This is a genomic window from Streptomyces sp. CA189 (assembly GCF_056428985.1).
Genome location: NZ_JBWJVM010000014.1, coordinates 127,227 through 146,821 on the forward strand (window position 1 = coordinate 127,227; position 19,595 = coordinate 146,821).

At 70.6% G+C, this 19,595-nt stretch carries 12 protein-coding genes and 2 pseudogenes; 6 read left to right on the plus strand and 8 right to left on the minus strand.

What is annotated here, in order from left to right; translation table 11 throughout:
- Positions 1 to 47: 47 nt before the first annotated feature.
- Positions 48 to 890 carry an ABC transporter permease gene (locus tag AC061S_RS14490; RefSeq protein WP_478686331.1) on the minus strand — a complete coding sequence of 281 codons (843 nt, stop codon included), beginning with the start codon at positions 888 to 890 and terminating at the stop codon, positions 48 to 50.
- On the minus strand, positions 887 to 1,810 hold the full coding sequence (locus AC061S_RS14495; RefSeq protein WP_478686370.1) for an ATP-binding cassette domain-containing protein: 924 nt from the start codon (positions 1,808 to 1,810) through the stop codon (positions 887 to 889). The genes AC061S_RS14490 and AC061S_RS14495 overlap by 4 nt, the downstream gene beginning before the upstream one ends.
- Positions 1,811 to 1,993: 183 nt before the next feature.
- Between AC061S_RS14495 and AC061S_RS14500 the strand changes: the two genes are divergently transcribed.
- Complete coding sequence (locus AC061S_RS14500) at positions 1,994 to 2,632, plus strand: PadR family transcriptional regulator (RefSeq protein ID WP_478686332.1); 639 nt, start codon at positions 1,994 to 1,996, stop codon at positions 2,630 to 2,632.
- A gap of 103 nt (positions 2,633 to 2,735) precedes the next feature.
- Complete coding sequence (locus AC061S_RS14505) at positions 2,736 to 3,227, plus strand: hypothetical protein (RefSeq protein ID WP_478686333.1); 492 nt, start codon at positions 2,736 to 2,738, stop codon at positions 3,225 to 3,227.
- A 154-nt stretch (positions 3,228 to 3,381) separates the two neighbouring features.
- Here the strand turns inward: AC061S_RS14505 and AC061S_RS14510 are convergent, their stop codons facing one another.
- Positions 3,382 to 4,611: a serine hydrolase domain-containing protein gene (locus AC061S_RS14510; protein WP_478686334.1), complete on the minus strand. Its 1,230-nt coding sequence runs from the start codon at positions 4,609 to 4,611 to the stop codon at positions 3,382 to 3,384.
- A 355-nt stretch (positions 4,612 to 4,966) separates the two neighbouring features.
- On the opposite strand from AC061S_RS14510, the gene AC061S_RS14515 reads away from it, so the two are divergent.
- On the plus strand, positions 4,967 to 5,272 hold the full coding sequence (locus tag AC061S_RS14515; RefSeq protein WP_478686335.1) for a hypothetical protein: 306 nt from the start codon (positions 4,967 to 4,969) through the stop codon (positions 5,270 to 5,272).
- Between the two features lie 242 nt (positions 5,273 to 5,514).
- On the opposite strand, the pseudogene AC061S_RS14520 reads toward AC061S_RS14515, so the two are convergent.
- Positions 5,515 to 5,992, minus strand: a pseudogene (locus tag AC061S_RS14520) (nitroreductase/quinone reductase family protein).
- A 167-nt stretch (positions 5,993 to 6,159) separates the two neighbouring features.
- Between AC061S_RS14520 and AC061S_RS14525 the strand changes: the two are divergent.
- Positions 6,160 to 6,612 carry a hypothetical protein gene (locus tag AC061S_RS14525; protein ID WP_478686336.1) on the plus strand — a complete coding sequence of 151 codons (453 nt, stop codon included), beginning with the start codon at positions 6,160 to 6,162 and terminating at the stop codon, positions 6,610 to 6,612.
- Positions 6,613 to 6,744: 132 nt separating this feature from the next.
- Here AC061S_RS14525 and AC061S_RS14530 read toward each other — a convergent pair whose 3' ends face one another.
- The gene (locus tag AC061S_RS14530) at positions 6,745 to 10,128 is read right to left on the minus strand and encodes a S8 family peptidase (protein WP_478686337.1); all 3,384 of its coding nucleotides are present in this window, start codon (positions 10,126 to 10,128) and stop codon (positions 6,745 to 6,747) included.
- A gap of 369 nt (positions 10,129 to 10,497) precedes the next feature.
- On the opposite strand from AC061S_RS14530, the gene AC061S_RS14535 reads away from it, so the two are divergent.
- On the plus strand, positions 10,498 to 14,433 hold the full coding sequence (locus AC061S_RS14535) for an nSTAND1 domain-containing NTPase (protein WP_478686338.1): 3,936 nt from the start codon (positions 10,498 to 10,500) through the stop codon (positions 14,431 to 14,433).
- A gap of 586 nt (positions 14,434 to 15,019) precedes the next feature.
- Here AC061S_RS14535 and AC061S_RS14540 read toward each other — a convergent pair.
- The gene (locus AC061S_RS14540; protein WP_478686371.1) at positions 15,020 to 17,896 is read right to left on the minus strand and encodes a discoidin domain-containing protein; all 2,877 of its coding nucleotides are present in this window, start codon (positions 17,894 to 17,896) and stop codon (positions 15,020 to 15,022) included.
- 260 nt (positions 17,897 to 18,156) lie between these two features.
- Between AC061S_RS14540 and AC061S_RS14545 the strand changes: the two genes are divergently transcribed.
- The gene (locus tag AC061S_RS14545) at positions 18,157 to 18,477 is read left to right on the plus strand and encodes a hypothetical protein (RefSeq protein WP_478686374.1); all 321 of its coding nucleotides are present in this window, start codon (positions 18,157 to 18,159) and stop codon (positions 18,475 to 18,477) included.
- 138 nt (positions 18,478 to 18,615) lie between these two features.
- Here AC061S_RS14545 and AC061S_RS14550 read toward each other — a convergent pair.
- Both AC061S_RS14550 and merB read right to left on the minus strand, forming a co-directional pair.
- Positions 18,616 to 18,828: pseudogene (locus tag AC061S_RS14550) on the minus strand (pyridoxamine 5'-phosphate oxidase family protein); the annotation flags it as partial.
- A gap of 147 nt (positions 18,829 to 18,975) precedes the next feature.
- Entirely contained in the window at positions 18,976 to 19,326 is a 351-nt protein-coding gene (gene merB / locus AC061S_RS14555) for an organomercurial lyase (protein WP_478686339.1), read from the minus strand.
- Positions 19,327 to 19,595: the final 269 nt, after the last annotated feature.

Consider the following 19,595-nt stretch of genomic DNA (forward strand, 5'->3'; position numbering starts at 1 on the left):
CCTCCGATCCGGATCGGAGGCCGGGGACGGGGCCGGGGCCGGGTTCTTCAGCGGCTCAGGTTCTGGAACCGCTTCACCGCCAGCGGGAAGAACACCGCGATCAGGGCTACCGGCCAGGCCACCGCGAGGAGTTCCGCGTGGGTGGCGGCCCAGGAGTCGCCGGTCGCGCCCGGGTTGCCGAACAAGCCGCGTACCGCGGTGGCCGTCGCCGACATCGGGTTCCACTCCACGATCGCGCCCAGCCATGAGGGCATCGACGCGGGCGAGGCGATGGCGTTGGAGAGGAAGCTGACCGGCCAGACCAGGATCTGTACGGCCTGCACCAGTTCGGGCTTGCCCGCGACCATCGCCAGGTGGATGCCGATCCACAACATCGCGAACCGCAGCAGCAACAGCAGTCCCACGGCGCCCAGGAAGGGGACGAAGCCCTCGTGCCAGCGCCAGCCGATCGCGTATCCGACCGCGATCATGACGGTCAGGCCGACCACCGACTGCAGCATGTCGGCGACGCTCCGGCCGACCAGGACCGCCCCGGAGTTCATCGGCATCGAGCGGAACCGGTCGATGACCCCCTTGCCGAGGTCCTGGGTGACCGAGAGCATCGTCGCTTCGAGGCCGAAGGCCATGGTCATGGTGAGCATGCCGGGGACCAGGTAGGCCTTGAAGTCGCCTTCGACGCCCTGTCCGCCGCCGATCAGGTAGCTGAACATCAGCATCATCATCACCGGGAAGACCAGCCCGACGACCACCTGTACGGGCTGGCGCGCCCAGTGGGTCAGCTCGCGCCGGGTCATCGTCCAGCAGTCGGCGGCCGCCCAGCCGAGCTTCGACCCCGGGGCGTGCGTCGTGGTCATGCCGTGCGTCGTACTCATGCCGTGGGTCGTACTCATGCGGCGTCCTCCTTCGTCAGGTGCATGAAGACCTCGTCGAGCGTCGGCCGGCGTACCGCGATGTCCTCGGCCTCGATGCCGGCCGCCTCCAGCGCCCGCACGGTCTCGGTCAGCGCGGCCATCCGGTCGCTGACCGCTGCGCTGACCATCCGCCGGTCCTCGTCCACCGTGACCTCACCGGGCAGGAGCCCGGCCGCGCGGGCCAGTTGGCCGCTGTCGTGCAGGACCACGTCGATGCGGTCGCCGCCCGTCTTGGTCTTCAGCTCGTCCGCCGTGCCCTCGGCGATGACCTTCCCGTGGTTGATCACCGCGATCTGGTCGGCCAGCTGGTCGGCCTCCTGCAGGTACTGCGTGGTCAACAGCACGGTCGTGCCGCCGTCGACCAGGGAACGCACCGCGCTCCACACCTCCGTGCGGCCGCGGGGATCGAGCCCGGTCGTGGGCTCGTCCAGGAAGAGCAACTGCGGCTGGGAAATGAGGGAGGCCGCGAGGTCGAGCCGCCGCCGCATGCCGCCGCTGTACTGCCTGATGGCCTTCTTGCCGGTGTCCGCCAGCCCGAACCGGGCCAGGAGCTCATCAGCTCGAACGCCCGCACGGCGGGCGCCGAGATGGTAGAGGCGGCCGAACATCTCCAGGTTCTGGCGGCCGCTGAGCTCCTCGTCGACGGCGGCGTGCTGGCCGAGCAGCCCGATCCGCGACCGCACCTCGTCGGGCCGGGTCCGCACGTCGATGCCGGCCACCTCGACACGCCCCTCCTCGGGGCGCAGCAGCGTGGACATGATGCGTACGGCCGTGGTCTTGCCGGCGCCGTTCGGGCCGAGGATCCCCTGGACGGTCCCGGCTCGGACGGTGAGATCGAGGCCGTCGAGGGCCTGCTTGTCCCCGTACTTCTTCCGCAGACCTTCGACGACGATCGCCATCTCGTGGTCAGACAACGCACCCTCCTGCCCTTAGTGGTCAAGCTTGACTAGGGAGTCCAAGGTAGGGGGCTCTCGCCCTTTAGTCAAATTTGATTAGCTGCCGAGGGAACCGCGGAGGGTTTCACCACTAGTCAAACTTGGGTAGAGGTAGTCTAGTCAAAATTATCTACGGAGGAGACGCTCATGTCAGCGATCCGGCTGCTGGTCCTCGGCGCGGTCCGCCAGCACGGACGGGCCCACGGCTATCAGGTACGCAACGACCTGGAGTTCTGGGGTGCCCACGAGTGGTCCAATGCCAAGCCGGGCTCGATCTACCACGCGCTCAAGCAGATGGCGAAGCAAGGACTCCTCGTCGAGCACGAGGTCGCGCCGAGCGCTGTCGGCGGCCCGCCCCGCGTCGAGTACGAGATCAATGACAAGGGGAACGAAGAGTTCTTCACGCTGCTGCGCGAAGCGCTGAGTTCGCACGAGCAGAAGCCGGACGTCATCTCGGCCGGCCTCGGCTTCATCGTCGACCTGCCCCGGGACGAGGCCGTCGCGCTCCTCAATCAGCGGATCGCGGGGCTTGAGCAGTGGCGGTCCGCAGTCACCGAGTACTACACGCCGGAGGACGGGCCCGGACAGCTCGGGCACATCGGCGAGATCATGAACATGTGGGTGCACTCGGCCGACAGCGGCGCGGAATGGACGCGCGGCCTCATCGAGCGGATCGAAGGCGGCGCCTACACGTTCGCGGGGGAGGGCGAACCGTTCGTGGGCGTACTCGCGGACGATGAGCCGAACCCGTTCGCGACGGGTCCCCATCCAGAGGACAACCGCTAGCCGGCATCCTGGTGGCGGAGTCGGCGATGCGCGTCAAGTAATGGATCCCTTTAGGTGAAAATGTCTCGGGGGGATTTCTGACCATTTCCGATACGGTGTGGAAATGGAGGAATACCTGGAAGGGTGGAGCGACTTCAATGTCGCCATGATGGGAGCCGCGGCCGCGCTCGCCGGCCTTGTGATCGTGGCGGCAAGCGTCAACATCGCGGAGGTCGTCAAAACGCCGTCGCTCGCATCGCGGCTGGCCGGCGGCATCGCGGGCCTGGTGTTGGCCCTCTCGGGGGCGGCAGTGGGGCTTGTTCCCCAGGTCTCACCGACGGCGTACGGTTCGTCGATCGCCGCACTCGCAGTCGGCGCAGGGTTTCTGCAGGCGCAGGCAACGAGACGGATCTACGAGAATTCCCACCCCGACAATCAGATGAAATTCGCCAAGTCTGCCATCGGATTCGTGGCACCCTGTGCATACCTGGTCGGTGCCGCGCTGCTTGTCGTCGGGTCACCTCAGGGCGTCGTATGGTTCGCCGCCGGCTCCGTCGTCGCAATCATCACGGCGCTCGTCATCTCCTGGATCGCACTGGTCGAAGTTCTGCGCTGAGAAGCCACAGGCCCGAACTCGCCGAGCAGGTGGGCAAGAGCGATGACGAACGGCCGGGAGGCGTGGGTGCGTACGGGGCCTGCCGGACCGGGACCCAGCCCGGGATCCGGTCCGGGCCCCAGTTCGGGACCCGGTCCGGGTATCAGTTCGGGTATCAGTCGTCGATCGCCTGGTAGAGCGTGGTCCAGAAGTCCTGGCAGAGGCGCGCCGGGTCCGGGACGGACAGGCCGACCTGGGTGAGCAGGATTCCGGTGAGCTGGTTCTCCGGGTCGGCGTAGGTCGAGGTGCCGCTGCCGCCGTCCCAGCCGAACTGGCCGATGGGTGCGTAGTCGCCCCGGTGGGTCCGCGTGGCCATCCCGAATCCCCAGCCGCCGTGCTGCCCCTGGCCGAATGACACGTGGACGTTGTCCGCTGCCATGGCATGCCGTGCCGCTTGCTGCTCGGGCTGGAGGCGGTTGGTGGTCATGAGCTGGACGGCGGGCCGGGACAGGACCCGCTCGGTGCCGTGCATCCCGCCGTTGAGGAGCATCCGGAAGTAGGCGTGGTAGTCGTCGGCGGTGGAGTTCAGTCCGCCGCCGCCGCCCTGGAACGCGGGAGGCCGGCTGTGACGTCCTCCCTTCGCTTCGTCCCACACATGGAACTCCCCGGTCTGCGGATCGGGGGCGTAGAGGGGAGGCAGCCGGTCGATCTGGTCGGCGGGCACGTGGAAGCCGGTGTCGTTCATTCCCAGGGGGTCGAAGACGCGTTCACGCAGGAACGTTTCGTACGAGTGGCCGGTGACCCTGGAAACGAGCACGCCGAGCAGATCGCTGGCGATGTGGTACTGCCAGCGATCTCCGGGCTGGTGCATCAGCGGCAGCGCGCCGAGGCGGCGCATCCACTCGTCGGGCTCTGGCATCGGCTCCGGCAGATTGGGCGTGAGCCCCTGCTCGAAGATCGTGTTCATGATCGGAGTGCCCAGAGAAGTCATATCCATGCCGAGCCCGAACGTGGACGTCAGCACGTCCCGTACGATGATCGGCCGCCGCGCCGGCACGGTGTCGTCCAACGGGCCGTCGATCCGCTTCAGCACCTGACGGTCGGTCAGTTCGGGCAGCCACGGATCCACCACGTCGTCCAGCCGCAGCCTGCATTCGTCGAGGAGGATCATCGCCGCTGCCACGGCGACGGGCTTGGACGTGGAGGCCATCCGGAAGATCGTGTCCCGACGCATCGGCGCGCCACCCTCATGGCGCATCGTCCCGATCGCTTCGACGAGCGTCTCGTCTCCACGGCTGACCAGTGCGACGAGTCCCGGTATCTTCCCGGACTCGACGTACCGCGCCAGCACGTCGCGCATTTTGCGCAGCCCTGCTTCGGAGAAGCCGTCTTTGCCCTGGCTCATGATGATTCCCTTCCGCCCAGCGTCCGATCTTTCGTATGCCAACACGGCCCCGTCGAGCACGAGTTCGCTCTGGGGACTGCCGCGGCTCCGCAAAAATCCTGGAGATGCTCGCCGGTCCCCTGCCCGCCTGTCAACGGGTGAGCGCGGGCAGATTGTCGAAGGTGCCTCGAGGGGTGTTCCCCCGCTCATCTTCTTGCCGGGGCGGTCGGACTCGCCGACGATGCTGCAAGGCCCCCTCCGTCCGGCTTCTACCGGGCCATCGGCGGGGGCATCGAACCAACAGGGGGATACAGTGACAAACTATCGCATTCCGAGGAATCGTTCTCGTGCGTCGGTCTCCACACTGGTACCGCTCATGCTCCTCGCCGGGCTGCTCCTGGGCCCGGCAGCCTCCGCCGCGACGGCGGCGCCGGCCGGCCGGCAGGCTCCCGCGGCTGCGGTCCTGTCTCAGAGTTCCCTCTCGGCCGGCGGCGGCGTGGTGACCGTGCTGCGCACGCCGACGTCCTCTCAAGTCCAGGCCACCGCCGGCAGCAAGAAGAAAAAGAAGAGCAAGAAGAAGGGCGGGCTCTTCAAGAACCTCGTCATTGTCCTGCTCCTCGTCGTCGCGCTGCTCGTGGTCCTGTTCGGGGTGCGCATGGTTCTGCGCCGCAGGTCCGCCTAGGCTTTGGCCGGCCGATCGCGTGAGGAGTCCCGCCACCGGCGTGGGGGCCACTGCGACCGCCGCGCTCCAACTGGTGCTGATTGGCAAGGAGATTCGCCGGTTGCTGAGCCCGGCTACGGGAGGCCCGGCGCACCTCGTGTCGACACGGCGGAACGCGCGACCCTGCTGCGGGGCCGCCGACGCCGACGGCGGCCCGGAACCTTCCGCCGTTGCGCTTGATCCCGATCGGGCTCCTGTTGGCTTCAGGCCCGACTGATCCGGAGAACCGGGATATCCCCGTCGGTCCCTTTCTGGTACTGCTCGTACCGAGGGAATACGGAGAGCACGAGTGGCCAGACCCTGGCCTTCCTCCGCGGGCAGGACTTCGACGCGTGCCCGGAAACGTTCGCCCAGTACCCGTACGTGCACCTCGGGGTTGGCCTCGACGCTCGCGAACCACATCGGGTGGTTGTCGGCACCTCCGTTGGAGGCCACGATCAGAGAGTGGTCGCCGTCCTTCGCGTGGATGAGGACGGTGCGGTGCCATGCACCGCTGACGCGGCCCTGATAGTCCAACAACAAGCAGGGGGAACCGTTCATTTCGGTGCTCTCTGCACCGTCTGACTCTTCGTACCTCACGCTTTGGTCGCGCACCTGCGGATGGGGGCTCAGTTTCACAGTCGCTGGGTCGTAGGCAGTCATGGGGAACCTCCGGAAGTGAAGGGCGGCGTCGCCGATCATCCACCATGACCACCTGCTGGTTGCTCTGGGTCAAGAGTGTCGTGATGCGGCCTGGCGGAGTTCAGGGCGTGAACATGTTCCGTTCTTATGACATGTGAAATATCACATGTCATAAGCGCCGGCGAGAACCCTTGGACGGTGCTCCATCACAAGGAGAACGAACCACCATGAACCGCTTAGCCCTGCTCGCAGCCAGTGCCATGGCCCTGGCCGTCTGCACGACCACCGCGGCCGCCGCCGCCCCGTCGGCAGACACCACCGAGACGGTCACCTCCTGCGGGAACTCCGGCCTCCAGGCCGGCTTGGCCACGCGGGTGTGCGCGGAGATCAACGGTACGACCATCACGTTCTACGGGAAGGTCGCACTGGCCGGCCCGCCCTCCCCGGGCAGCCCGCAACCCGCGGCCAAGGAGCTCCTCACCACCCTGTCCGTGCAGGTCGTCGGAGCCGCCGCACCCCGTACGCAGGTCAAGCCGGTCCTCTTCACCGCCGCCACCCTCGAGGTGCGCGCACCCGCCGGCACCGCACCGTGCGGTTCGACCGTCCGCGGTACCTTCGGCGTGGCCGCGGACCCCCACGCGGCCACGCCGGTGGCCCACGAGGTCACCCTCACCTGCTGAGACTCCCGCGCGCGGTGAAGGCGCGCCCGAACCCGGCTACCCGCCCGCCACGTTTCGTGGTGGGCGGGTAGCCGGGTTCGGGGGAAGCCGCGGACCGGTTTCCCGGACGGCCGTGGCCTCAAGGAAGCGAGATCACTTGCCCAGGTAGGCGTTGATGGTCGTGACCTCGGAGACGTTGCCCTGCTTGTCGGTGACCTGGGCTCGGAAGGAGATCCCCTGGTCCTTTGCGGGGTTCCGGACGGAGAACGCGCCGTCTGCGACCGTGACGCGCTTCCAGGTCGTACCGCCGTCCTCGCTCACGGAGATCGTCAGCGACTTGAGGTTCTTCCCGGAGGCCGCGCCCTGCACGGTCACGGGGATCCGGGTGACCTTGCCCGCGGGGGCGCGGGAGGCGATGTCGAGCGGGGCGTGGAAGCGCACCGTGGAGACCGGGAGTTCGGTGTGGGCGGCGACCTGGCGGGAGCGGAAGGTGAAGCTCGTGTCGATGCGCGTGGAGACGGCGGAGACGTCCGGGGACCGCTCGACGGAGGTGGTCAGCCGGTATTCGGCGTCGGCGCCGTCGACCGTGAAGGGGTCCCAGCCGCTCAGCGGGTCCTCGCTCTCGGCGACCTTGACTCCGTTGCGGTACAGGGTGGTCGCGGCCTTGGTGAGAGCCGAGGATCCCGCGTGCCCCGCGCCGTCGCCGAAGAGGGGCACCGAGGCGGTGATGGTCTGCTCGCCCGTCTCCGGGTCGGGCGCGGTGCGGAACACGCCCAGGCCCTTGCCCAGGAGCGGTGAGAAGACTCCGGTGTTGAAGGTCTCGCGGTGGGAGGAGCCCGCCGTGTAGCGCTTCGGCTCCAGGGCGGCCTGGTCCGCCTCGATGCGCTGGTTGCCGTCTTCGTCGGGGGCGCCCAGCTGCCAGAACCCGCTCCGCCAGGTCGCCCCGTCGAGGGCGGAGAGCAGGAGCGTGCGGGTGCCGGGAGCGGGTTGGACGGCTCCGTAGAGGTCGCCTTCACGCATGCCGGGCAGGGTGGGGGCGGCGTACGCGAAGCCGGACTTGCCGGGGGCGGGAGCGCCCATGTCCAGGGAGACCTTCGCCAGCGCATTCGCCCGTACGTGCCGTGTGTACCCGGTCGCGAGGCGCTTCGTCACGCCGCCGAGGGCAACGGAGTACTGGGTGGCCGGGTCCTTGAGGAAGGTCGCCTGCCAGCTCTGCGTGAGCGAGCCGTCGGTCACGTCCGGCCCCATGTGGGCGGAGCGGAATCCGGTGTACCCCTGGGGGAGGACCCAGCCGTTGCCGAGGTGGCCGTCGCCGACCGCCTGTTGGTAGTACGGCAGGGCGAAGTCGGCCGTGGCCAGACCGGGAACCGTGATGTCCACGGGCTTCGCGGTGCGCGCGTCGACCGTGACCGCGGTGGCTCCGGAGACCTCCAGCCGGGGCTGGACCAGCCAGTCGACGCCCCGGGCGAGGTCCGACTCGTCCTGGTACACGGAGCCGTGGAGGGCGTACGTGCCCTTGGGGACACGCAGGGTGCGGGGACCGGCCTCGTTGCTGACGCCCACCCATACGCCGGAGGCGGCGCCTCCGATGCCGAACAGGGAGTGGGAGAACGCGCGGGCGGCCGAGCCGTCGCGGTCGAGGGTCGTGATGGTGACGTCGTACGCCTCGGTCTCACGGGTGGCCGCCGCGCCCGTGCGCACCGACTGGCCGCCGCCGGTGGCGGTGACGTAGGCGGAGTAGGCGCCGTCGGTATCGCCGAGCCGGGTGTCGGCCGTCAGGTCGACCTCGGCCCGGCCACCGGCGGGCACGGTCACCTTGTCGGCGCCGAGCGTGAAGAACCCGGCCGGGGCGGCGTTGCCCCGGGCGTCATTGCCGGTCACCGCGAGGTCGAGGGTGACGTCGGTGGTGCCGAGGTTGCGGTAGGCGACCTTCTTGGTGAGGGGCACGTCGTCGGCGTGCGGCCACTGGGACGTGCCGAGGGACACCGACGGCTGCTCGGTGATCACCGTTTGGGCGAGGGCCTCGTCCACCTGCACGCGGCCGGTGCCCTGCTGTTGGACTCCGACCGAGCCGTCCTTCGTGGACGCGGTCAGCACGCCCTTGAGCTCCGTCCCGGTCCAGCCGGGGTTCTTCTGCTTCAGCAGCGCTGCCGCTCCGGCCACGTGAGGGGTGGCCATGGACGTGCCGTTGAGCTGCAGGTAACCCGGGGCGGGGTGCTGGGCCCCCGGAGCGGTGTCGAGCCTGCTTCCCGGGGCCGCCGCGGCGGTGATGCCCACGCCGGGCGCGGTGAGGTCGGGCTTGACCGCGCCGTCGCCGACGCGCGGGCCCCTGCTGGAGAACTCCGCGAGGACGTCCTTGGCGTCTACGGCGCCGACGGTCAGGGCGGCGTCGGCGCTGCCGGGCGATCCGACCGTGGACTCGCCGGCGCCGTCGTTGCCCGCGGCGACGGCGAACAGGACGCCCTTCTCCGCCGACAGCCGGTCGACGGCGGCCTCGACCGGGTCGACGCCGGGGAAGTCCCGGCTTCCGAGGCTGAGGTTGACGACGTCCGCACCCTCGGCGACGGCCCACTCCATGCCCGCGATGACCGCGGAATCGGTGCCGTAGCCCCGGTCGTCGAGGACCTTGCCGCTGATCACCTTGGCGCCGGGCGCAACACCCTTGAAGGCACCCCCGGACGCGGCCCCGGTCCCGGCCGCGATGGAGGCCACGTGGGTGCCGTGGCCGACGCGGTCCGCGGTGTCGGGGGAGTCGGAGAAGTTCTTCTCCCCGACGACCTGGCTCTTCAGGTCCTCGTGGGTCTTGTCGACACCGGTGTCCAGGACGGCGATCTTCACACCTGTGCCGTCGAACCCGGCCTGCCAGGCCCGGTCGGCGCCGATCTGCTTCGTGCTCTTGTCCAGGCTCGCCTTGCGCACGCCGTCCAGCCAGACCTTGCCGATGCCGGCCTCGGTGGCCCGGACGCCGCGGGCCGTGGGAGCCGTCAGGGCCTCCCAGACCTTGGCGGCCTCGGCGGGCGAGGCCTCGACGGCTTCGGCGTTGACGGCCTGCAGGGCGCGCCTCGGTTCGTTTCCGGCGGCGGACCGCAGCTCCGTGCGCGCCGCCCCGGCGGCCCCCTCGTACTGGACGATCAGGCCGAGTCCGCCGCGGTGCAGTGCGCGCAGGGTCGGGTCGGCGAGCGTGGTGACGTCGAAGAGGCGCCGGTCCAGCGTGCCGGCGGCCAGCAGGGCCCGGGCGTCGGCGGGCAGGACCAGGGTGCGGCCGTCGGCGCGTTCGATCTCGACCGGTACGCGCTCACGGCCCTTGGCGGGCTCGAAGCGTACGACGGCGCCGCTGCCGTTCACGGTCACCCGGTCGCCGGTGATCAGCGTGACGGTCACGGGCGTGGCCGCGCTGCCGGCGGCCGGGGTGGTCCTTGTGGAGGAGGCTGCTGCCGCCCCGGCGGGGCCGGTCAGCCCCGTACTGAGGGCGACGACGGCGGTGGCGAGGGCGAGGGCCCCGGCGGCGCGTCGAGGCGTGCGTGTCCGTATGAACAACTCTGCTCCTGTGGAAGGCGCGCACGGTGGCCGGAGCTGTGGCGCGCGCCTCGTCGTGTGGCGTACGTGGCGTACGCGGTGTCTGCGGTGTGTGCGGTGTGTGCGTGGCGTTGTGGTGACGCCGATCGCCGGGGCCCGGTCGACCCGCGTCCCACCAGCGCCCCCTGGGGGAGGTGCGGAGGTGGGCGGAGCGAGCCGTCCGGGCCGTGCGGCGACCGGGTACGGCAGCAGTCCACCGGCTCGCGGATTGTTCAGCAGCCCTGATCCGGGGGGCTGAACAATTGTTTTCCGTGGCTGAAGAGGCCCTTGTGGCTGCTGATGCCCCCTCCTACGGTGGAAAAGATCTTGACCCCGGGGGAGGGGAGCAGCATGCGAAGTGGTGTGGGAAGGCCGGAGAAGGCGCTCGATCCACAGGCTGGTCCGACCGCCCGGTTCGCCGGTGAGCTCCGCGCCCTGCGCCGAGCGGCCGGCTCCGTCCCCTACCGGGAACTGTCCGCGCGGGCCGGCTATTCGGTGACGGCGCTCTCCCAGGCCGCCGCCGGGAACCGGCTCCCGAGCCTGCCCGTGACGCTTGCCTACGCCGAGGTCTGCGGCGCCGCCCGGACGGAGTGGGAACGACGGTGGCGCGAGGCCGAGGCCGAGGCCCAAGCCGAGGCCCAGGCCGAAGCCCTGGCCTCCCTCTCGCCCGGTGCTGACGGCGGCGGCACTCCGCCCTACCGCGGCCTGACACGCTTCGAACCCGAGGACGAGTCGGTGTTCTTCGGCCGGGAACGCCTGACCGACCAACTGACGGCCCTGGTCGCCCAACACCGCTTCGCCGTCGTCCTCGGCCCCTCCGGCAGCGGCAAATCCTCCCTGCTGCGGGCCGGTCTCGTCCCGCGGCTGCGCCGCTCCGCACCGCCGCTGCCACCCGCCGCCGCCCTGCGCGTCCTCACCCCCGGCGAACACCCGATGCGGACCCACGCGCCGGTGCTCACCCCGGCCGCCGGAGACGGCGAGACATGGCTGATCGTCGATCAGTTCGAGGAGGTCTTCACCCTCTGCGCGGACCCCGACGAACGACGCGACTTCCTCGCGGCCCTCCTGGCCGCCCGCGACCCCGGAAGCCGGATCCGCGTGGTGCTCGCCGTGCGCGCCGACTTCTACGCGAACTGCCTGGCCCACCCCGCCCTGGCCGAGGCCGCCCGAGCCGCGACCCTCTCCGTGGGCCCGCTGACCGCCGAGGAGATGCGCGGCGCGATCGTGCGCCCCGCGGCAGCGGCCGGCCTCACCGTCGAACGCGCCCTCACGGCCCGGCTCGTGGAAGAGGTCACCCGCGAACCCGGCAGCCTTCCGCTGCTTTCCCACGCCCTGCTGGAGACCTGGCGGCGCCGCCGCGGGCGCACGCTGACCCTGGCCGGACACGAGGCGGCCGGAGGTTTGCGAGGCGCCCTGACCCAGACCGCCGAGGAGGTGTACGCGGAGCTCGGGCCCGACCGCGCCCCCGTCGCGCGTCGTCTCCTGCTGAACCTGATCACCCCCGGCGACGGAGCCCCCGACACCCGTCGGCCCGTACCCCGCGACACCCTCGTGCCCCCGGACGCGCCGGAGGCCGCCGAGGCGGGGGCCGTGCTGGACCGGCTGGCCCGGGCCCGGCTCGTCACCCTGGACCGGGACGTCGTGGACCTGGCGCACGAGGCCCTGATCACCGCGTGGCCGCGGCTGCGCGGCTGGATCGACACCGACCGCGAACGGCTGCGACGCCACCGCAGGTTGACCCAGGCAACCCAGAACTGGCTGACCCGGCGACGCGACGCCGGGGCGCTCCTGCGCGGAGGGGAACTGGCCGAGGCCGAGGCCACGTTCGCGGACGATACGGGCCGCTCCGCCGAACTGGTTCCGACAGAGCGGGAGTTCCTGCGCGCGGGTCTCGCGTCCCGGGCCCGCACGCGTCGGATCCGTCGCGGCGTGACCACCGTCGTCGCCCTCCTCCTCGTCCTCCTCACGGTGGCGAGCACGACCGCCTGGCAGCAGGGGCGCGACAACGTCCGGCAGCGGGTCGACGCCGAGATGCGGCGGGTCAAGGGAGAGGAACTGGCCGCCGGCCAGCTGGCGGCCGTAGCCCAGGGCCTGCGGAGCTCCGACCCCGCCTTGGCCATGAGGCTGAGCGTGGCCGCCTGGCGGCTCGCCGAGACCTCCGAGACCCGGTCGGCGCTGCTCGCGGCGTCCGCCCAGGCCGAATCCGACGCCTACGACGTGCCGGATGAGGCGGGGCCCTGGGACTCCCACCCCGCGCTCCCGGTCCGGCTGAGCGCGGACGGCCGGATCGCGGTCACCGCCGACGTGGACTCCGTACGCGCCTGGGACGTCACGAAGAGGACGGCGGTCGGACCGGAGACGGCCCTGGACCGGGACGCTCTGTTCCGCGGGATTTCCCCGGACGGCCGCACCGCCCTGGTGCAGGGGCCCGGGAAGAAGGCGGAGCCCGGATCCGGGCTCGGGGCGCGTCGACTGGATCTGGCGTCCGGGACCGCGCTCGACGCCGTGCCCCGTCCTGCGGGCCCCTCGGTGGCCTGGACAGCCGCCGAACAGGTCCTCGCCAACCTGGACATGGACGGTGCCGTCGGCCGGCTCTCGCTCCGGGACGCACGAAGCGGCCGCACCCTGTTGGAGGTGCCGACCGGGCGGCATCCGATGTGGGCACTCAGCCCGGACGGACGCCACCTGGCCCTGTGCGCCAGGGGAGGTGACGCGCCGAACTCCTTCGAACGGGCCGACGTGCCCCTGAGGGTCTGGGACGTGGCCCGGGGCACGGAGCTGCCCGCGGCCCGACCCGGCGCGTGTGCCGTCGACTCGTTCCGTTTCACCGGCGACGGCGCCGTCCTCGTGACCCAGGCGCCGGGCGGCCTGAGCCTGTGGGACCCGGTCACGGACCGGGAACCGGCCCGGATCCACCACCCGGGCCTGACGGAGGTGACCACCAGCCCCGACGGCCGGTTCGCCGCGGCCCTCGACGGCCGGGAGATCCTGATGTGGCGGCTCGCCTCGCCTGAACGGCCGGTCTTCCGGTACTCCCTCGCCAACGGGGCCGCCTCCCAGCTCCGGATCGACCCGAAGGACGGCGTCATCAGATACCTGACCGAACGCCGGCTCGGGGACACGATGGTGCGCACGATCTCCTACGGACCGGCCACGACTCCGGACTGGAACCCCGAACCGGCCTCGACGGGCGCCTTCAGCGCGGACGCCGCGACCGTCGCGGTCGACCGCCGGCAGGGCGCCAGTACCTGGTTCGAGGCGTACGACGTCGCCGACGGCCGGCGCACCGCCCGCACCCCGCCGGCCGACTGCCCGAAGGACGTACCGGGATCCACCGGAGCGCCCGCAGGACACGACTGCCGTGTCCTGCTCGCGCTCACCCCCGACGGACGGACCCTCGCCCACGCCCGAACCAGCTTCGGCGAAGGCTCCGGCTCCGGGGACGGACAGCGGGAGACCGCCCAGGAGCCGACTCTGTGGGACCTGTCGGCGAACACGGCCCGCCCGCTCCCCACCGACCCGGAACCGCCGTTCGCCGCCCGGATGCCCATCACGGGACTGGCCGTCTCGCCCGACGGCCGGTCCCTGCTCACGACGCGCGCGGGCGTTGACGCCCTGGACGTCCGGGACGTGGCGAGCGGACGCCGGATCCGACCCGAGGACCTCACGAAGGACCGGACCGGCTCCGTGGCAAGCCCGCGGAGCGACCGAGCCGCCCCGATCGCGGTCCGCCCTGACGGCCGACTGCTCGCGACGTCCTCGGACACCTTCGACGTCACCACCGGCCGACGCACCGAACGGGGCCTCACCACGGAACGGGCCGGGGTGATGGCCTACAGCCCCGACGGCACCCGCCTGGCGGTCGGTGACACGACGGGCGGGGTCACTCTGTGGGACGGGGAGGCCGAGCGCCGCGTGGCCACCCTCCCGGCCCGGTTCGACGCGATCGGCCTCGACTCCGCAAAGGCCGTCACCGCCCTGGCCTTCTCCCCCGACGGCCGGACCCTGGCCGTGGCGGGCGCCTCCGGCACGCTCCGGCTCTGGGACGTGAACTCGGGCCGACCTCTGGGTCTGCCGCTTCCGACCCCCGGCGACGGGATCGTCGCCGTCGCCTTCTCTCCCGACGGACAGGCCCTGCACAGCGCGGGCGAACACAGCGCCGTCCGCACCCACCAGGTGGCCCCGGCCCGACTCGCGGATTCCGTCTGCACCCGTGCCGGAGCCGGACTCTCCCGGACCGACTGGAGCACCTACCTCCCGGACCTCCCGTACAGAAAGACCTGCTGACAGGGCCCACGCATGCCGCCGGGCGGCCGCGTGTCTCAGGTCATGTTCCTGTAGATGTTCCAGCCGGTTCCGAACCTCACCGGGGCGGTGAAGGTCGCGGTGCCGGCGTTGCCCGTTGAGGTGTACCGGTACATGTCGCCGTTCGGGAGGCGTCCGAGTACGTCGCCCCTGCCGTCGCCGTCGTGCCGCGGCGGGGCCCGCGGCAGCCACCCGCGCGAGGGGTATGGCGCGGTCGGGCATGACGACGGTCGGGTGCCCGCCGTCGCGGCGCGGTACAACGGACGGGGCCGCGTCGCATCGACTCCCTTTCTCAGATGCCAAGTTGGCGCCGAGGCAATGACAGGACCGCCCCTGCTGTCGGCGCCCTGGGCGTCCACCACCCTCCTCGACGTGCCGGGCGCCCCACACGTGCGCGTCAGCCGCGAACCGGATGGTGAAGTAGGGCATGACCTGCCGGTCGTGCCAGGTCCGAACGCGGGGAGCAGCCTGCCTACTCCCTGGCGGAAACCGGCCGCCGCCTGTCGGCGACGTCGGCCGACCCGGAGGGGAGCCCGGGCCGGCCGTCGGGGTGCGGCGGGCGGACGTGCTAGGAGGTGTACGCCTCCAGTTCGGACAGCTGGCCCGCGGGCCAGCCGGTGTTGCCCGTGACGGTCAGGCGCAGGTGGCGGACGCCGGACGCGGGAAGCGTGACGGTGACCGTGTTGGATCCCTCGGTGAAGGTGTAGGCGGCGGAAGCCTTGAGCGTCGACCAGGCCGCACTGTCGGTCGATCCGAGCACCGAGAGGGTCTGGACGCGGGTGCCCCAGATGACGGGGAGCTTCAGCCCCAGTCGGCCGACGGTCTGGGTGGCGCCGAGGTCGACGGTGAGTGACTGGGGGAAGGCGTTGTTGTTGCTCTCCCAGTAGCTGCCGGCGTTCCCATCGGTGACGTTGGCGGCCACGTAACCCTGGGTGTGGGTCGTGTCCGTCGCGCTCTTGCCCCGCGCGAGGTTGGTGCCGGGCGCCGGCGTGGTCGGTGCAGGAGTGGTCGGCGGCGTCGTCGGGGTGCCGTCGGCAGCTGCGTAGACCTCGAACTCCGAGACCTGTCCCGCAGCCCAGCCGGTGTTGCCGGTGATGTTCAGCCGCACGTAGCGGACGTCGGCCGGGTCCAGAGTGAGCGTCGCGGCGTTGCCGGAGGCGGGATTGAAGGTGACGCCTGCGGGGGCGCGCAGCGTGGACCAGGCGGCGTTGTCGGTGGAGCCGAGCACCGCGAGGTTCTCGGTCCGCGTGGCCCAGTCGGAGGAGGGCGGGAGCTTGAGGGTGATCGTGCCGATCCGCCTGGTGTCGCCGAGATCCACCGTCAGGGTCTGCGGGAATCCGTTGCTCTCCCAGTAGGTGGAGGCGTTGCCGTCGACGGCATTCGATGCCGTGTACGACTGGACGGCCGAGGAGGCGGTGGCAGGCCTGCCCTGGGCGAGATTGCCGTTCGGCGGGGTAGTGGGTGGTGTCGTCGGCGGGGTGGTGGGAGGCGTGGTCGGATTGCTGGGAACACCGCCGTTGGCCCACACCGGGGCGGGCCACAATCCGGAGCAGGTCTGCCCCGTGTTCCAGCCGGAGTTGCCGCCGCCATCGGTGATCTGGAGGCCGGCGCCTATGCAGTTGTGGATCGGGGTAGCCGACTGGGCGATGTTCTTGGCGGTGACGCGTGTGAACTTCGCGGCGAGGTTGGACTGCGCCTGGATGGCGTAGGTCCCGGCCCCGTCGATGTTGACGTCGGTGAACTCCACCCCGCTGATCGGCCCTTCGATCGAGTGGATCGCCGCGTACGAGGAGTCCAGGATGTCCGTGTCGGAGATTTTGATGGCGGCGCCCTGCACGGCCTCGTTCAGGCCGGAGAACCAGATCGCGCCGACCCCGAAGTTCCAGTTGAAGTCGCTGTTCCCGGTGCGGATGAGGGTGTTGCGCGCGGCAGTGATGGTGCCGGCCACCGCGGTGCCCTTGCCGGAGTTGACCCCCGGATAGCGGTTGGCGATGTGCAGGCCGCCACCGTTGCTGATGGTGTCGGACATGACGTTGTCCGAGATGGTGAAGTCCTTGCCGCCGTAGGTGGCGATGTTGTTGGCGAGGATCGGCAGGACGACCGTGTAGTGGTCGAAACTGATGTTGATGTTCGGCTTGTCCTGGGGCCAGGAGGCCAGGCCGTCGTCACCCGCGTTGCGCACGAAAGTGTTGGTGACACGGGAATTCGTGACACCCGTGTGGAAGTTCACGCCGTCCGCCGTCATGTCGAGGAAGCGGCTGTTCTGGATGGTGAAGCGGTCCATCGGGCCGTCCATCCAGGCGGCGACCTTCACGTGCTGGATCCAGAGGTTGTCCACCGTGGAGTTGCTCATGGCCCCGCCCAGGGCGTTGACCTGGTCGTCGTCGATGCGCTCGCGGATGTCGCCGATGATCGCGAAATCCTTGAGGGTGACGTTCCTGCTCGGTCCGTTCGCCTCGTGGGACCGGACCGGCCCCGTGTAGCCGCCGCCGGGGACGTACTTTCCGTAGAAGCCGGCGGCGTGGCTGCGGTTCACCGGGTCGCGCCCGCCGAAGACGGAGTACCAGGGGCCCGCACCCTGGACCGTGACCCCGTCGACGACGACGTGGTCGTAGAGGGTGTAGCTGCCCGGCGGGACGTAGACCGTCTTGCCCTGCGCCTGTCCCGCGTTTACGGCGGCCTGCATGCGGGCCGTGGAATCGGTGGCGCCGGTCGGGTCCGCGCCGAAGTCGGCGACGGCGTCGAGCGCCCCGGCGGGTTTGCCGGTGGCCGGGGCGACCTGCTCGAAGTCGGCGAGGTCGATGGTGAAGGTGGGCGACTGCGCGGTCGAGGTCACCTGCACGCGGATCTTGGTGCCGGCCGGGTAGGTGGAATCGAGCAGTGTGCGGGACTCGTCGTAGAAGTGGTGCGGGTTGGTGTCGCCCGGGTTGTTGTTGAAGGGATATCCGCCGTAGTACCAGCTGTACTTGGAGGTGACGGGAAGGGTCTTCACCGACTGGCCGTTGGCCCGTACGTCCAGCGTCGCGTCGCGCCCCTTCCCGTCGCCGGTGTCCGGGAGGCTGTAACGCAGCGACATCGCGTTGGCGGGCTTGGTCAGGGTGAACTCGACGTACTGGCCGACGGCGTTCAGCGTCACGGCCTGCCGGCCGGAGGCCTCCGAGGGGAGGCTCCCGTAGAGCCTGTCGGGGCCGATGAACGTGCCGTTGGTGGCCGCGTACTCGGCCTCCAATTCGGTGAACGGCACGCTCGCACCCCGCCCGGCTATGCCGATCGGCGAGGGCGCGGGCACCCCGGCGGCGTGCGCCGCGGGGGCGGCGCCGAAGGTCAGGGCGGTCAGTGCGGCGGTTCCGGTGAGGGAGAGGGCCAGGAAGACGGCGCCGGCCCGCCGTCTGAGGGACCGGACTTGCCGGGGTGTCGCGGGATGGCTCTGCGGGGTCTGGGGCACGGGCACGCACGTCCTTGCGGCTCGATCGGCGGAGAGCAGAGGTGCTCAACCCGGGACGCTACGACTCCGCATGGAGGAAGTTTATGATCCTGCGCAAAAACCAGACGCGACACCGCAATAAACATCTACTTGGAGGGCTCTACCGCTCCCGTACACGTGCTGGGCCCTTCCGCTGGTGGGCGGCCCGCGGGGAGGCGTCCGGCCTACGGCCGCCGCCGGGTCGCCGCCGACCGCGCCGACAGATTCGTTGCACCGCCTACTTGGCCGCCTACGCGGAGCCCGGCGGTGTCCATGGGGCGGTACTGGAGGTTCCGCCGCTGTTCTCCTCCCAGGCCGCTCCGCCCTTCGGGCCCGGCTTGATGCAGGGCCTCGGGCCGCTCTTCCCCCTCGGGGCCAAGTGCCTCGGCCCCCAGTGGTCAGTCGGCGACTGGACCGGCATCGTCGAGGCCGCCCCGCGCGAGCTGCCCACCTCGCTCGACGCTCCGCTGCGGTTCTGGGGCGCTCACGGTTCGTCGCGGGCGAAGTCGGTGCGGACCTTCATCGAGAACTCCTCGATGGGCAGGGTGAGGCACGCGGTGTAGTGGGCTTCCTCGACGCTGGGGCGGCGGGAGGCGTAGGGCCCGTCCAGGCGACCGGGGACGACGCTCTCGACGACCCGGGCGAGTGCGTCGGCGCGTTCGGCCGGGTCCTCGATGGGGGTGGCCTTGCCGAAGATAGCGTCCGAACGCGGAGCCGTGCAGGAGGAGCTGGTCGCCCTCGCGCATGTGCAGGGTCGGGATGACGACCGGCCCGTCCTCGGTGGCGAAGCCGACGTGGACGGCGAGGGCCTCGTCGAGGATGGCGTAGACGGCGTCACGGTCGTAGGTGACGCGCTCGGGGTATCGCTGAGCGGTAGTACGTGCGGTAGCGGACATACCGGGCACTCTGAACATCGCAAGGACGCCCGGCCAGGAGGTGGGGCCGCCGGTCGCCACGCATGCCCCCGAACAGGGGCCAACCCCCGCGCCGGTGGCCGGCCTCCACAGCGTCACGGACGACGACGACGGCGGCGGTGGTGGCGGTGGTCGGGCCGGGGCAGGTCAGAACAGGTTGGCCAGGTCGTTGGAGATGGTCCAGGCCTGGTCGGCGTACAGGTTGACTCGGTCGCAGAAGCGGACGCGGACCGAGCCTCCGGTCCCGGGGGCCAGGGTGAACCAGGCGCCGGGGTGGGAGGATTCCTCGATCCCGGTCGGTGTGACGGTGAGTGTGATCCGCTGCCCCGTGGCGGGGCATGTGGTGGTGACCGGCGACCGGGTCTTGAAGATGATCGGGAACATCAGTGCGTCGGCCATGCACCACTGGTGGAAGAGGGTTCCGTCGATCTCCGCGGTGTGCCGGGAGTTGGCGATGAGCGACAAGCCGGCGCCGACGATGTTGCCCCGGCCGTCCATTTCGAGGTCGTACTTGCGGTCCGGAAGTACTGGACCATGCCGATTCCCCGGGCGCGTTCGGCGTCGGGGAGCATCGCGTCGGCGACTTCGATGGGCAGCGGTCCGTGTTCCTTCAAGTGGAGGACGATCTTCGCTCCTTCACGCAGCAGGTCCTGGCCCTGAGGACCGGACCATTTCGCGAAGAGTGCCTCGATGAGGCCGGGCATCGTCGCGTTCTCCACGGTCACCATCGCTCTCCAAGCGAGTGGGGGCCGCACGAACCGTGAACC